Here is a 14,545-nt window from a genome sequence, read left to right on the forward strand (position 1 = left end):
CGCGCGGCGCCTTCCCGGTCGCCGGGATCGAGGTTCGCCCGGGGCGCCGGGGCTGCGGGCCGCTCAGATGGACAGGTAGCGGTCGGTGATCTCGCGGTTGGCGCGCAGGCCGTCGATGGTGTCGCGATAGACCACCACGCCCTTGTCGATCACCGCGGCATGGGTGGCGACGTCGAGGCAGAAATGCATGTTCTGCTCCGCCATCAGGATGGTCACGCCCATTTCACGCAGGGTGGCGATCAGCTTGGCGATCTCCACCACGATGATCGGGGCGAGGCCCTCGGAGGGTTCATCCAGCAGCACCAGGTCGGGATTGCCCATCAGGGTGCGGGCGATGGTGAGCATCTGCTGCTCGCCGCCCGAGAGCCGCCCCGCCATGCGGGTTCTCATGCCCGCGAGGATGGGAAAGACGTCGTAGATCCGCTCCAGCGTCCAGTCGCGGGCGCCCTTGGGGCCCGCCTTGGCGCCGATGGTCAGGTTGTCCTCGACCGAGTGCTCCGGGAACACCTGCCGGTCCTCGGGCACATAGCCGATGCCGGCGCGGGCGATGTGATGGGTGGCGACGCCGACAAGTTCGCGCCCCGCCAGCCGGACCGCGCCGCGACGGGGCGGCGCAAGCCCGGCGATGGCCTTGAAGGTGGTGGATTTGCCGGCGCCGTTGCGGCCGAGAAGGGCGACGGTCTCGCCCTCGCCCACCGTCAGCCCGAGACCGAAGAGAACCTGGCTGGCGCCGTAATAGACGTCCAGCGCCTCAACTTCGAGCAGGGCGCGGGTGGTTGCGTCGGCGGGGGCGGGGGCGTGGGGTTCGGTCAGGGTCATCGCGCGTCCTCCGCCACGGCATGGTGGTGGTCTTTTCCGAGATAGGCGTCGATCACGTCCTGGTTGCGCTTGATCTCCTCGGGCGTCCCCTGGGCCAGCACCTTGCCGTAGCTCAGCACGTTGATCTGCTGGGCGATCTGGAAAACGATGTCCATGTCATGCTCGATGAAGATCATGGTGAGGTCCGAGCCCTCCCACAACGCGTGCACCTTCTCGATCATCCGCCAGCGCTCCTCCGCCCCCATCCCGGCGGTGGGCTCGTCGAGCAGCAGCACCTTGGGATCGACCGCCAGCGCCAGCCCGATATCGAGCAGTTTCTGCTCCCCATGCGAGAGATTGCGCGACAGGGCCCCGGCGCGGGACGACAGCCCCAGCGTATCGAGGATCTCGCGCGCGCGGTCGCGGGCGGCGGGCAGCGGGGCGCGGCGGCGCAGGGTGAAAAGCTCGCCCCGGCGCGCGGTGACGGCGGCGATCAGGCTGTCTTCCATGGTCATGTCGGGGAAGATGCTGGCCACCTGGAAGGCCCGGGCCATGCCGCGACGGACGATTTCGAGGCTCGACCGCCCCATCACGTCCTCGCCGTTGAGCACCACGCGGCCGCGGTCGGCGCGGATATGGCCGGAGATCAGGTTGAAGAACGTGGTCTTGCCGGCGCCGTTGGGCCCGATGATCGCGGTCAGCGAACTGGCGGGGAAATCCAGCGTGACGCCGCGCATCGCCTCGACGCCGCCGAAGGACTTGGCGAGATCTTCGATATCGAGCATCAGTTGCCCCGCGCCTCCGGGATCGCCCCATAGGTGGACCAAGACGGGCCGGACAGCCAGCCGCCATCCACCGGAAGCGTCGCCCCGCTGATCGCGGAGGCCGCGTCGGAGCACAGGAACGCCACCGCGGAGGCGATCTCCTCCGGGCGCACCAGACGGCCCATCGGGGTCGCGGTCTCGATCCGCGAGACGTCGCGCTCGCCCTTGTCGATGGCGTCGGCGAGCGCGGGGGTGAGCGTGTAGCCGGGCGAGACCGCGTTGACCCGCACGCCAGAGCGGCCCCATTCGGTGGCGAGGCATTCGGTCATCGAGATCACCGCCGCCTTGGCCGGGGAATAGGCGTGCAGCGGCATCGACCTCATGCCCGCGACCGAGGCGATATTGACGATCGCCCCCGCCCCGCGCACCGACATCCGCCGCCCCCAGGCGACGCAGCAGACCCAGACGCCGCGCTGGTCGACATCCACCACCCGGTCCCATTCGGCCATGGTCAGCGCTTCGGGCGACTGGGGGACCTGGATGACGCCGGCGGAGGTGACGAGAGCCGCCGCCGGCCCCATCTCGGCGTCGAGGCGGGCGGCCAGCGCTTCCACCGCATCCGCGTCGCGCACGTCGAGCGGGGCCGCGACATGGCCCGAGCCGGGGAGGCCGGCCGCCGCCGCCTCGGCGCCGGGGAGGTTCACGTCGACCACCGCGACGCGCGCGCCCTGCTGCGCGAGCAGCGTGCAGCAGGCGGCGCCGATGCCGCTGGCGCCGCCGGTGACGACCACGACGCGGCCCTGGAAATCGTTCATGCTTTCTCTCCCGAAACGGCGGGGGCGGGGTCGGCGGGGGCGTCCCGACGCTCGCGCCGCGACTGGGCCCAGTCGAGCGCGAAATCCGCGATCCCCCGGCGCAGGCCGAGCACGGCGACGACGATGACGATGCCCAGCACCAGCCCGTGATGCTCGGTCCAGCCGGTGATGTAGTGGTTGAGGCCCTGCAGCAGCGCCGCCCCCAGCAGCGGGCCGAGGAACACCCGGCTGCCGCCCAGCATGATCATGAAGATCGCCTGACCCGACATGGTCCAGTAGGCGAATTCCGGATAGGCGCCCGACGCGAAGAGCGCCAGCAGGATCCCCCCGACGGACGCGATGGCGCCGGCCAGCACGAAGGCCAGCAGCTTCGCCCAATAGGTGTTCACCCCGAGAAACACCGCGCGCTCCGGGTTGTCGCGGATCATGCGGAGCGTATGGCCGAAGGGGCTTTGCACGATCTGGCGCAGGATCAGCGCGCAAATCACGAAGACCACCATGCAGAAGGCGTAGAAGGACTCGGGCCCCGAAAGGTCGATCCCCCAGAACACCGGCCGCGGAATGCCGCCCATCAGCCCCTGGTCGCCGCCGGTCAGCGACACCCAGGTCAGGATGATGGAATGGAACATCATCTGGAAGGCCAGCGTCAGGAAGGCGAAGTAGATCTCCTTCAACCTTACGCAGATCGCCCCGATCACCAGCGCCATCAGCGCGGTGAACCCGACCGAGAGCACGAAGGCGACGGGGACCGAGACCTCGCCCGACTGCATCAGGAGCCCGAAGGAATAGGCGCCCGACGCGAAATAGGCGGCGTGTCCGAAACTGACCAGGCCGGTATAGCCGGTCAGCAGGTTCAGCGACAACGCCAGCAGCCCGTAGGCCGCGACGTAGATCAGAAAGTCGTTCAGCCCCGCCCCGCCGCCGAAGGCGGGGATGAGCAGCAGGAACACCAGCGCCGCGGCGCCGAATCCCAGATCGCGGATCAGACCGGCGCCCATGCTCACACCTGCCTCCCGAACAGACCGGAGGGCCGCAGGATCAGCACCAGCGCCATCATCACGAACATCGCCCCGTCGACGAAGAGCGGAAAGCCCAGCGACCCGAAGGACCGCGTCAGCCCGATCAGCAGCGAGGCGACGAAGGCCCCGACGATGGAGCCCATGCCGCCGATGACGGTGACGATGAAGCTCTCGATCAGGATCGACAGCCCCATGCCGGGGGTCAGGGAGCGCACCGGGGCGGCCAGCGCGCCGGCGAGCCCGGCCAGCAGCGACCCGACCCCGAAGACCGAAGCGTAGAGCAGCGAGGTGTTCACCCCCAGCGCCCCCACCATCTGCGGGTTATGCGCCGCGGCCCGCACCAGCTTGCCGAAGCGGGTGCGCGCGATGCCGAGCCACAGGAGCCCGCCGACCACGACCGAAATCCCGATCATGAAGAGGTAATAGGGCGGCACCGGCCCCCCCGCGATGAAGAGCGGGGGCACAGCGAAGCTCTGCGGCATGCCCATCATCCGGTATTCGGCCCCCCAGATGATCTTCACCATGTCGTCGAGGATCAGCACGAAGGCGTAGCAGAGCAGCAGCTGCATCAGCACGTCGCGGCCGTAGATGCGGCTGACGAACAATCGCTCGAATATCGCGCCGAACAGCGCCATGCCCAGCGCCCCGGCGCCCAGCGCGGCGAGGAAGTTGCCAGTCAGCTGATAGGCGGCCAGCGCGAAATAGGCGCCCAGCATGTAGAAGGCGCCATGGGCGAAGTTGATCACCCCCAGCACGCCGAAGATCAGCGACAGGCCCGAGGCGACCAGGAACAGAAGCATCCCGATGATCAGTCCCGTGGACACCTGCGTGACCGCGCAGGCGGGCACGGAGAGACAGCCGAACAGCGCGTCGAGGTCCATGAATTCTTCCCGATGTGGATCTGGCCGATGAGGATCCGGCCGACGAGGGACGAAGCCCCCTGCCCGCCCCGGCGCTCACGGCCGGGACGGGTGGAACAGCGGAAGCGCCGGACCCCGCGAAGGGTCCGGAGGCGGTCAGGTCAAAGGTAGCCCTGACGCTGCTTCCACTCCTTCTCCATGGTCAGGATCTGCTCCCAGTCGCCGCGCTCCCAGTCCTGGAAGCCCTTGGGCTCGGGCCGCGAACGGCCCCAGGCGACGGGGTAGTCGATGATCGTGTGATCCTCGGCCCGCATGGTGATGGTCCCGCTCTCGGTGAACGGGCTGTCGACCGTGGCGCCCGCGACCTCCTGCGCCAGCGCCATGCCGTCGGTGTTCCCGGCCGTCGCGGCCAGCGCCTGGTTGATGAACTGCACGGCGGTGTAAGTCTGCCAGGACCAGTTGGTCGGCTCCGTCTCCGAAATCGCGTCGAAGTCCTTGTAGAAGGCCTTGTTCGCGGCGCTGTCCGGGTAATCGGGGTCGTAGCGGAACACCGAATGCAGACCCTCGGGCAGCTGCTTGAGCGCGTTGACGATCGGCGGATCGGCGAGCCCGCCGGAGAACCACTGCAGCCCGCCGGCGAAGATCTGGTAGAGGTTCGCCTGTTCGAGGAACGACACCAGGTCGCCGCCCCAGAGCGCGGAATAGATCGCATCCGGCTGCACCTGCAGGACGCGGGTGACATAGGCGGTGTAGTCCGGCTCGAACAGCTTGGGCCAGGCTTCGTTGACCACTTCGACGTCCGGGGCGAAGATCGTCAGGTATTCGACGAACTGCGCGGTGTTGTCCCGGCCATAGGCGTAGTCGGGCGAGCAGGTCATCCACTTCATCAGGCCGTTGGCCTTGGCGAGCTCGGCGGCGTATTTGCCGCCCGCGACCGCGTCATGGATGCCCTGGCGAGCGGAGCGGAACGCCGTGGGCTTGCGCAGCTTGGGGTCGGCGGTGAGCGCCGAGGTCTCCGAGCAGGTGTGCAGGCAGAGCACGCCCAGGTCGCCCACCACCTCGTTGACCGCGAAGGAGCCGGACGAGGCCTCGGCGTCGATGATGATCTCGCAGCCCTCGGTGTTGACCAGGTCGCGGGTGACGCGGGCGGCCTCGTCGGGCTGGCCCTTGGAGTCGCGGACCACCAGTTCCACTTCGCGGCCGCCGAAGCCGCCCGACGCGTTGAACTGGTTGACGGCGAGCGTGGCGGCGTCGCGGCTGGACGTGCCGAGGATGGCGACGCGGCCCGACAGGATGGTGGGCATGCCGATGCGCAGCTTGGCGCCGGCGCCGCGGGCGACGAAGGGCGCGCCAAGCGCGGAAACCGCGACGCCGGCCCCGGCGGCGACCAGCAGCTGGCGCCGGGACGGGGTGAGCGATGACTTGGCGAGAGACGGATTCGGGGCGTTGCTTCGGGTCATGAAATCGTTTCCTCCCTGAGGCCGGGCCCGTCGTTATCGCGGTCCCTGGCGCTGCCGCGGAAAGGTTCCGCGGGTCGATCGTTCGGTATCCTGAGCGTTCGAATGCCGCCGGGTCAAGGGTTTATGTGGCGGGTCGCCGCAACCTCCCAACCCATGGAAACCCCGGCGCGCCGCCCATGCCGAAACGGCGCGGCCCCCTTGCGGAGGCCGCGCCGGGCCAGGCGCGATCCGGTCGCCGCGGGGCGGTCAGATGCCCTGGGCGAGCGCCTCGGCGCGGCCGGCTCCGGTCTCGGCGCCGCCGACCATGGCGGTCAGCACCTCGGGCGGCGCGGCCTCGGGATCGGCCGGGCGGTTGCGCGCGAAACCGGCATAACCGGCGGCGGAGACCGCATCGCAGATCTCGCGGAAACGGACCATGCCGCCCGCATAGGGCATGAACACCCGCGGCTTGCCCGGCACGTTGGCGCCCAGATACCACGAATGCCCGGCCTCCGGCAGCAGCGTGGCGTTGGCGGCGTCGTTGACATGGCCCATCCAGGCCTCGGCGGCGGCGGGCTCGGCCTCGATCCGCTCCACGCCCTCGGCGCGCATCGTCTCGATGCAATCCGCGATCCATTCGACATGCTGCTCGATCGGCACGATCATGTTGGCGAGGACCGAGGGGCTGCCCGGCCCGGTGACGGTGAACAGGTTCGGATAGCCCGGAACCGCCACCCCCATCCACGTCCGCGGTCCCGCCGCCCAGTCGTCCTTCAGACGCCGCCCGCCGACGCCCTCGAAGTCGATGGCCAGAAGCGGCCCGGTCATCGCGTCGAAGCCGGTGGCGAAGACGATGACGTCGAGTTCATGGACCTTGCCGGACTCCAGCTCGATCCCCTCCGGAACGATCCGCTTGATCGGGTCGGCGCGCACGTCGATCACCGCGACATGGGGCTTGTTGAAGGTGTCGAAATAGTTGGTGTCGATGGGCGGTCGCTTGGCCGCATAGGGGTGGTCGATGTTCGACAGGACCGCGGCCGTGGCCGGGTCCTTCACGATCTCGCGGATCTTGCCCTTGAGGAACGTCGCCGCGGTGTCGTTGGCGCCCTTGTCGACCAGCAGGTCCCCGAACACCGCCCGGAACCGCAGGCCCCCGATCTCCCACGCCTTTTCATAGCGCTGGGCCAGCGTCTCCGCGTCCTGCTCCGCGGCCTTGTCGGCGGAGATGCGGAACGGATGCGCGTTGGGGGTCGAGCGGACGAGATCCCGGATCTCCTCGAACCGTTCGGTCAGCTCCCGCTTGCGCTCGGGCGACAGCGGGTGGTTGCGGGCGGGGACGGAGTAGTTGGCGGTGCGCTGGAAGACGGTCAGCGTCTTCGCCGTCTCCGCGATCACCGGGGCGGCCTGGATGCCGGTCGACCCGGTGCCGACCTGCCCCACGCGCTTGCCGGCGAAGTCCACGCCCTCATGCGGCCAGCGGCCGGTATGGCGCCATTCGCCCTTGAAGGTCTCCAACCCCGGAATGTCGGGCACGTTGGCCGAGCTGAGGCAGCCGACCGCGGTGATCAGCCACCGGCAGGTCAGCCGCTCGCCCGCCTTCGTGGTCACCGTCCAGAGGTTGGTTTTCTCGTCGAAGGCAGCGGCGGCGACGCGCGTTTCCAGCTGGATGTCCCGGCGCAGGTCGAGATGGTCGGCGACATGGTTGAGATAGGCGCGGATCTCCTCCTGCCCCGGATAGCGCTCGGAATAATCCCAGCTGTCGTGCAGTTCGCGCGAGAAGAAGTAGCGGTAGGAATGGCTTTCGGAATCGCAGCGCGCGCCCGGGTAGCGGTTCCAGTACCAGGTCCCGCCCACGCCGTCGGCGGCCTCCAGCACGCGGGTCTTCAGTCCCAGCCGGTCGCGCAGCAGGTGGAGCTGGTAGAGCCCGGCGAACCCGGCCCCCACGATCAGGGCGTCATAGGACGCGGGCGTTCCGTTGGACGCGGTCTCCATCGGCATTTCCTCCCCATCGCGCCTTTGCGGCGGCTAGTTGCGGTCCCGGCGCGCGGGACTCGCCGCGGAGTGTCGGACAACACCGGCCCGAATTGCAAGTCTCGCTTACGATCCTCCGCGCCGTCCCCCCGGCGCTCGCCCCCCCGCCCCCTCCGGCGTCGCCCATTGCCTCGGGCCGCGCGCGGGGGCAGGCTGGCCGCCTGAAGAGCCCGCGATCAGACGGGCCGGGGAGGAAACGATGGTGGAGCGGCGCGATGCGGCGCTGTCCGCGCCTTGCGTGCTGCGCGAGGCGCTGGAGCGGCGAGCGGGCGCGGAGCCCGATGCGGTCTGCGCGGTGTTCGAGGACGGCGCGGTCTGGACCTGCGCCGGGGCGCTGAGGAAGATCCGCAGGGCGGCGGCGGGATTGCAGCGGCTGGGCGTGCGCCAGGACGACCGGGTTCTGGTGATGATGCCCAATGGCGAGACCGGGCTGCTGGCGATGTTCGCGGCCAACTACATCGGCGCGGTCTCGGCCCCGGTGAACACCGCCTATCGGGGCGGGCTTCTGGCGCATGTGGTGGGCGACGCGGGGGCGGTCGTGGCGGTGGTCCATCCGGCGCTGCTCGACCGGCTGACCACGGAGACGCGCGGGGGGCTCGAAAAGATCATCGTGGCGGGAGAGGCGCCGGCGGGGGTCACGGTCCCCGGGGCGGCGTTGTTCGACCTCTCGGTGTTCGACGCCGACGAGGACCCCGCGCCGCCCCCGCGCCCCATCGCGGCTTGGGACGTGCAGTCGATCATCTACACTTCCGGCACCACCGGCCCGTCGAAAGGCGTGCTCGCCACCTACATGCAGGCCTACACCGCCACCTGCCCGGAGACGTGGAGCTTCAGCCGCCCCGACGACCGCCACCTGCTCCACATGCCGATCTTTCATATCGGCGGGGCGTTTCTGGCGCATATGGCGCTGTGTTCGGGCGGCTCCATCGCGGTGGTCGAGTCGTTCCGCACCGACGATTTCTGGGACGTGATCCGGCGGCTGGAAGTGACCAACGCCTTCCTGCTGGGCGCGATGGCGACGTTCCTGCTCAAACGCCCGCCGGCCCCCGACGACCGCGAGCATCGCCTGCGCGTCGCGGCGATCGTGCCGCTGGGCCAGTCGGGGCCGGCCTTTCACGAACGCTTCGGATGCGACGTCCACACGCTCTTCAACATGACCGAGATCTGCTCGCCCCTGATCTCCGGCCCCAACCCGGCGAAACCGGGGATCTGCGGGCGGCCCCGCCCCGGCGTCGAGATCCGACTGGTCGACTCCCACGACATCGAGGTCCCCGACGGGACGCCGGGCGAGATGATGCTGCGCGCCGATCAGGTCTGGGCGATCACGCCCGGCTATCACAACCGCCCGGAGGCCACCGTCGCCGCCTGGCGCAACGGCTGGTTTCACACCGGCGACGTGTTCGTGAAGGACGCGGACGGCGACTTCCGCTTCGTCGACCGCATCAAGGACGCGATTCGGCGGCGGGGCGAGAACATCTCCTCCTACGAGGTGGAGGTGGAGATCCTCGCCCATCCCGATGTGCGCGAGGCGGCGGTGGTCGCCGTGCCCTCCGAACATGGCGAGGACGAGGTGCTCGCCGTCATCGCCCCCGTCGCCGGGCGGGCGCTGGAGCCGGAGGCGCTGATCGCGTTCCTGCGCCCGCGCCTCGCGCATTTCATGATCCCGCGCTTCGTGCGGGTGCTCGACGCCCTCCCCAAGACCCCGACCGAGAAGGTGGAGAAGCACCGCCTCCGCGCCGAGGGCCTGACCCCCGACTGCTGGGACCGCGAGGCCGCCGGCATCGTCATCCGCCGCGACCGTCTCGCCCCCCCGAGGAGCCCCCAATGAGCCGCCCCGTCATCCGCGCCTACACCGACTACAAAAGCCCCTACGCCTTCGTGGCGCTGGGCCCGACGCTGGAGTTCGCCGCCCGCTGGAACGCGAAGCTGGAATGGCTGCCCTACACGCTGCGCATCGCCGAATATCTCGATGCGGTGGACACGCGCAGCCCGCATAACTGGCGCAAGGTCCGCTACGCCTACATGGACGCGCGGCGCTATGCGAACCTTCAGGGGCTGACGCTGAAGGGGCCGCGCAGGATCTACGACGGCTATTATGCGAATGCCGGGATGCTTTTCACCCAGCGCGCCGGCGGGTTCGACGCCTACCACCGCACGGTCTTCGAAAAGTTCTGGAAGCATGAGCTCGACGTGGACTCCCTCGACGACATCCGCGCCGAGATCGCGGCCGTGGGCGCCGACGCGGACGCCTTCGCGGCCTATGCCGAAGGCCCGGGGCGGGAGGAGCAGTCCCGCATCGTCGCCGAGGCCGAGGACGCCGGCATCTTCGGCGTGCCGAGCTTCGTCCATGAGAGCGAGCTGTTCTGGGGCGGCGACCGGATCTGGATGCTCGAAGACCGGCTGCGCGCCCGGGCCGGCTGACCCCGCCCGACCGCGCGGCGCCTCGCCCCCGCAGGTTGACCCCCGCAGGTTGACCCCTGACAAGCGTCAGGGTATCGATCGGGCTCGGGCTGCGGCGCCGTGCCGGGCGCCGGGCAAGGGGGCGCGCTCGCAGCGCAAGGGCCGGGCGGCGCCCGATGAGCGAGCCGAAGCCGAAGGCGCTCGGCGTCGGGCGCCCGCCCTCTCCCCCGGCGGCGGGGACCGACCCGCCGCCGTCGACCAGACCTGACAGGAGCGTGCCATGACGCTGGAACTGCTGGGAGCGCCCGGCTCCCCCTACACCCGCAAGATGCTGGCGCTGCTGCGCTATCGGCGCATCCCCTACGCGGTGCGCTGGGGCAGCCACCGCCAGCCTTCGCCCGGTCTGCCCGATCCGAAGGTGAAGCTGCTGCCCACGGTCTATTTCCCGACCGCCGACGGTCTGGAGGCGGTCACCGACTCGACCCCCATTCTCCGCCGCCTGGAAGCCGAGCATGACGGACGCTCCGCCCTGCCCGCCGATCCCGCGCTCGCCTTCTTCGACGCGCTCATCGAGGACTACGCGGACGAGTGGCTGACCAAGCCGATGTTCCACTTCCGCTGGGCGCACGAAGCCGACGCGCGCAACGCAGGGCCGCTGCTGGCGTTCTGGCAGGACACGACCCTGTCCGACGCGGAGGGCGAGCGGATCTCCTCCGAACTGACCCGCCGCCAGATCGACCGGCTTCACGTCGTGGGCTCGAACCCGGAGACGGCGGAAACCATCGAGCGGAGCTTCGAGCGGCTGGTGGACCTGCTCGACCGGCGCCTTTCGGTTCAGGGCTTCGTGCTCGGCGCCCGTCCGGCCGCTTCGGATTTCGCGATATTCGGTCAGCTGACCCAGCTGGGCGTGGTCGAGCCGACCTCCGCCGCGATCCTGGGCGCGCGCTCCGGGCGGCTGCGCGCCTGGATCGACCGGGTCGAGGACCTCTCCGGCCTCGCGCCCGCGCCCGACGGATGGCTGAGCGACCTGTCCGCGCTCCGGCCGCTGCTGTCTGAGATCGGGCGGACCTACGCGCCCTTCCTCCTGGCCAACGCCGCGGCGGTGACGGAGGGCGCGGCGGAGGTCCGCGCGGAGATCGACGGGCGCCCCTGGGTGCAGCCCCCCTTCCCCTACCAGGCCAAGTGCCTCGCCACCCTCCGCGAGGCGCACCGCTCCCTTCCGCCCGCCTCGCGCGACGCTGCGGATGCGGCGATGGACGGGACGGGCTGCGAGACCCTTTTCCGTTGATCCAGGCGCCGGCCGGGAGCGGTCGGCGCCCTGCCCCCCCTCAAGGCCTCGCCCATGGAAATCGCGCGGAGCTCCTGTTCGGCGCGGCTTCCGCGGTTCGCCAAGGGGGGGGCGTCACCCGCACGCCTTCAGAACCCGGGCGCATCGGGGAAAACCGGCATGGCTCCGGGTTTCTCTCGGAACGAGACTTCCGATGACCCCGCGTCTCGAAACGAGAAGGCCCCTCGTGCCAGGTTGATTTCTCGACCGGGCGACGCACTCCCCCATTGCATTGAAAAGATACAGAAAAATTTCTTTCCCAATCCCGGCGCCAAGGTTGGCACGAAGGCTGCAATTACTTGGTCAGGCGGGTCGACGGCCGGCCGGCCAGATCGGGAGGGAAGCGGAATAGTTGGAACGATAGCTGCCAGTCACCTGGAAAGCGCGAACGGCGAGACGGTCGGCTTCGCCGCTATCGGCGACAGGTCGGGCGACAGGAACGTCGCCGGAGCGCGCTGACCCAAGGCATCAGGCTGTCCCCGCCGGCGCGCGGGGCGGTCAAACAGGAAAGGCGACTCCGGACCTTACCCCCCCAGCGTCGCCCAGCCCCGGCGTCCCGAAATTCGAAGCGTAGCGTAGTTCTTCTCAGCGTGTGCAGTCAGTATCAGCGTAGCGTCTTGAAACCTGGAGAAGTTCGATTTTCGGAGACGCCGGTTGGCGCCCCGAGGCCCCAGCGTCGCATCGCTCCCCCCCAAGGGCGACGCGCGCCGGGGCCTCACCCCATCGTCAAACGCGCGGCGGGGCCCGGAAGCCATGGCGCCGCGAAGACAGAGTTGCGGGCGACAAGAATACGATGCTCTTATTATAAGAGTTGCTTAAATTGCCGACCGGACGGAGACGCCTGATCGCGAACACTTTCGAAGCATGGAGTTTACTTTCAAGATAATTTGAAAGAGAACTTCATCATTGCGCACAGCCCTTGCGTGAGGCGGCCCGGGCGGGCGCGCGCTTGTCCGACCTGAGCTGAGTGGAGCGGCCATGATCTCCGTTGAACCGCCGTGTCGACGAATACTGGTGGTCGAAGACAGTCCCACCGTCGCCATGCTGTGCCGGGAGCATCTGAGCCGGGCCGGCTACGACGTAACCGTCGTGGAAACCGGGGCGGACTGCCTTGACGCGCTTGAGGCGGCGACTCCCGCGGCGATGCTGCTGGACCTCGGCCTGCCCGACATGAACGGCATCGATCTGCTGCGCGAGGTGAAGCGCCGGGACCTGCGGACAAGCGTGGTGGTCATCACCTCCAACGCGTCGCTGACAAGCGCCGTGGATGCGATGCGATGCGGCGCCTTCGACTACATCGTCAAGCCCTTCGCCGGCGAGCGGATCGTCACCACGGTGCGCAACGCGGCGGAGAAATTCGCGCTTTCCGAAGAGGTCAGAACCTACCGCCAGCAGAAGCCTCGCACAGACTTCGCCGGCATGATCGGCTCCTCCGTGGCGATGCAGTCCGTGTACCGGGTGATTGAAAGCGCCGCCGCGTCGCGCGCCACGGTCTTCATCACCGGGGAAAGCGGGACCGGCAAGGAACTCTGCGCTCACGCGGTCCACAGCGAAAGCCCGCGGGCGAAAGGGCCGTTCGTGGCGATCAACTGCGCCGCGATCCCGCGGGAGCTCATGGAATCCGAGATCTTCGGCCACATGAAGGGCGCCTTCACCAATGCCGGCGCGGACCGGGCCGGCGCGGCGATGCGCGCGGATGGCGGCACGCTGTTCCTGGACGAGATCTGCGAAATGGACCTGGATCTCCAGGCCAAGATCCTGCGGCTGACGCAGAGCGGCACGTTCGAGCGGGTGGGCGCCTCCCGGACCGAATCCGTCGATATCCGCATCGTCTGCGCGACCAATCGCGACCCGTGGGCCGAGGTTCAGGCCGGCCGTTTCCGCGAGGATCTGTTCTACCGCCTGCACGTCCTGCCGCTCGAACTGCCTGCGCTGCGGGACCGGGGCGACGACATCCTCCAGCTCGCCCGCTTCTTCCTTTCGACCATTTCCGGGCAGGAAGGCGCCGCCTGCGAAAGCTTCGCGCCCGACGCCATAGCGCGGCTGCTTTCCCATTCATGGCCCGGCAATGTGCGCGAGCTTGAGAACGCGCTGCATAACGCCGTGGTCCTGAACGCCGCCGAAAAGGAGCTTTCGGCGGCCATGCTGCCCCGTCGCCTGGGCGGATCCGGCGATGGCGCGGCGATCGGCGTTTCGCCCGCGCCCGCCAGGCCGAAAACGGGAGGCGACGCCCCGACCGGGCGTTTGAGTTTCGACTCCGAAACGGAGGTCGTCCCGATGTGGGCCGTCGAACGCGACGCGATCGAACACGCCCTGCGCCTTTGCGACGGCAACGTCCCGCTGGCCGCGGCCCGTCTGCAGATCGGCGTCTCGACGATCTACCGCAAGAAATCCGAATGGGCCAAGTCGAAGGCGCCGCTCGGCGCCGCCGACTGAACCCAGCCCTCTTTCAGACCGGGAGCCGTCTCCATGCCCCAGCCCATCGCAAGCCGCGCCCGCCCCTCCCGTCCGGTCCTGCAGGCCATCGCGGCGATCGCCTTCTTCCTCGCCGGCCCTGCGACGCTCCGGGCGGATGAGGTCTTGCCGGAGCCCGCGGGCGCGGTGCTTCTCACGGTCAGCGGCGTCGCGGCCCGCTCGGCGGGCGAGGACGTGGCGAAGCTGGATCTGGCGATGCTCGAAGCCCTTCCGGTCACCCGCTTCCGAACCTCGACGATCTGGACCGAAGGCGTTTCGGAATTCACCGGAGTCGCGCTTGGCGATCTGCTCACCTACCTGGGCGCCGAGGGGACCCGCATCGAAGCCGTCGCGCTCAACGACTACAAGGTGACGATCCCGTTCTCCGACGCAGTGAAGGAGGGGCCGATCGTCGCCTACCGCGTGGATGGCGCGTTGCTGAAGCGGCGGGAGAAGGGACCGCTCTGGGTCGTCTATCCCTATGACGCGAACCCTGATTACCAGACCGAAGTGATCTATTCGCGCAGCATCTGGCAGCTTGACCGCATCGTGGTCGGCGAGTGAGGGCGCGGAGCGAGCCGACGGCATGAAACGGCGAGGATCGCAGACGCCAGGCCGAAGTCGACGCAACATCGCAT

Annotated in this window: 12 protein-coding genes; 5 read left to right on the forward strand and 7 right to left on the reverse strand. The window is 69.1% G+C overall.

Translation table 11 applies throughout. The features are described 5' to 3' along the window. Positions 1-63: 63 nt before the first annotated feature. The 7 genes from BLV24_RS17420 to BLV24_RS17450 all read right to left on the reverse strand — a co-directional run bounded on the left by BLV24_RS17420 (position 64) and on the right by BLV24_RS17450 (position 7,687). Positions 64-819: an ABC transporter ATP-binding protein gene (locus tag BLV24_RS17420; RefSeq protein ID WP_092684167.1), complete on the reverse strand. Its 756-nt coding sequence runs from the start codon at positions 817-819 to the stop codon at positions 64-66. Next, the gene (locus BLV24_RS17425) at positions 816-1,583 is read right to left on the reverse strand and encodes an ABC transporter ATP-binding protein (RefSeq protein WP_092684169.1); all 768 of its coding nucleotides are present in this window, start codon (positions 1,581-1,583) and stop codon (positions 816-818) included. The genes BLV24_RS17420 and BLV24_RS17425 overlap by 4 nt, the downstream gene beginning before the upstream one ends. Beyond that, a complete protein-coding gene (locus tag BLV24_RS17430; protein WP_092684172.1) occupies positions 1,583-2,377 on the reverse strand; it encodes an SDR family NAD(P)-dependent oxidoreductase in 795 nt (264 codons plus the stop codon). Before BLV24_RS17430 ends, BLV24_RS17425 begins: the two co-directional genes overlap by 1 nt. Beyond that, positions 2,374-3,375 carry a branched-chain amino acid ABC transporter permease gene (locus BLV24_RS17435; RefSeq protein WP_092684174.1) on the reverse strand — a complete coding sequence of 334 codons (1,002 nt, stop codon included), beginning with the start codon at positions 3,373-3,375 and terminating at the stop codon, positions 2,374-2,376. The genes BLV24_RS17430 and BLV24_RS17435 overlap by 4 nt, the downstream gene beginning before the upstream one ends. 2 nt (positions 3,376-3,377) lie before the next feature. Beyond that, positions 3,378-4,277 (reverse strand): branched-chain amino acid ABC transporter permease, encoded by a 900-nt coding sequence (locus BLV24_RS17440; protein ID WP_092684176.1) that lies wholly within the window; start codon positions 4,275-4,277, stop codon positions 3,378-3,380. Between the two features lie 140 nt (positions 4,278-4,417). Continuing rightward, the gene (locus tag BLV24_RS17445) at positions 4,418-5,716 is read right to left on the reverse strand and encodes an ABC transporter substrate-binding protein (protein WP_092684178.1); all 1,299 of its coding nucleotides are present in this window, start codon (positions 5,714-5,716) and stop codon (positions 4,418-4,420) included. A 246-nt stretch (positions 5,717-5,962) separates the two neighbouring features. After that, positions 5,963-7,687, reverse strand: a complete 1,725-nt coding sequence (locus BLV24_RS17450) for a flavin-containing monooxygenase (RefSeq protein WP_143040345.1) — start codon at positions 7,685-7,687, stop codon at positions 5,963-5,965. 238 nt (positions 7,688-7,925) lie between these two features. On the opposite strand from BLV24_RS17450, the gene BLV24_RS17455 reads away from it, so the two are divergent. The 5 genes from BLV24_RS17455 to BLV24_RS17475 all read left to right on the forward strand — a co-directional run bounded on the left by BLV24_RS17455 (position 7,926) and on the right by BLV24_RS17475 (position 14,471). After that, the gene (locus tag BLV24_RS17455) at positions 7,926-9,554 is read left to right on the forward strand and encodes an AMP-binding protein (protein WP_092684182.1); all 1,629 of its coding nucleotides are present in this window, start codon (positions 7,926-7,928) and stop codon (positions 9,552-9,554) included. Then, on the forward strand, positions 9,551-10,147 hold the full coding sequence (locus BLV24_RS17460) for a DsbA family protein (protein WP_092684184.1): 597 nt from the start codon (positions 9,551-9,553) through the stop codon (positions 10,145-10,147). Before BLV24_RS17455 ends, BLV24_RS17460 begins: the two co-directional genes overlap by 4 nt. Positions 10,148-10,406: 259 nt before the next feature. Next, positions 10,407-11,414, forward strand: a complete 1,008-nt coding sequence (locus BLV24_RS17465) for a glutathione S-transferase N-terminal domain-containing protein (RefSeq protein WP_092684186.1) — start codon at positions 10,407-10,409, stop codon at positions 11,412-11,414. 1,017 nt (positions 11,415-12,431) lie between these two features. After that, positions 12,432-13,889, forward strand: coding sequence for a sigma-54-dependent transcriptional regulator (locus tag BLV24_RS17470; RefSeq protein ID WP_092684188.1), 1,458 nt, complete (start codon positions 12,432-12,434; stop codon positions 13,887-13,889). 33 nt (positions 13,890-13,922) lie between these two features. Then, positions 13,923-14,471: a putative pterin-binding protein gene (locus tag BLV24_RS17475; RefSeq protein WP_092684190.1), complete on the forward strand. Its 549-nt coding sequence runs from the start codon at positions 13,923-13,925 to the stop codon at positions 14,469-14,471. The last annotated feature ends 74 nt before the right edge of the window (positions 14,472-14,545 follow it).

The sequence above is a fragment of the Albimonas donghaensis genome, from assembly GCF_900106695.1.
GTDB classification, from domain to species: domain Bacteria; phylum Pseudomonadota; class Alphaproteobacteria; order Rhodobacterales; family Rhodobacteraceae; genus Albimonas; species Albimonas donghaensis.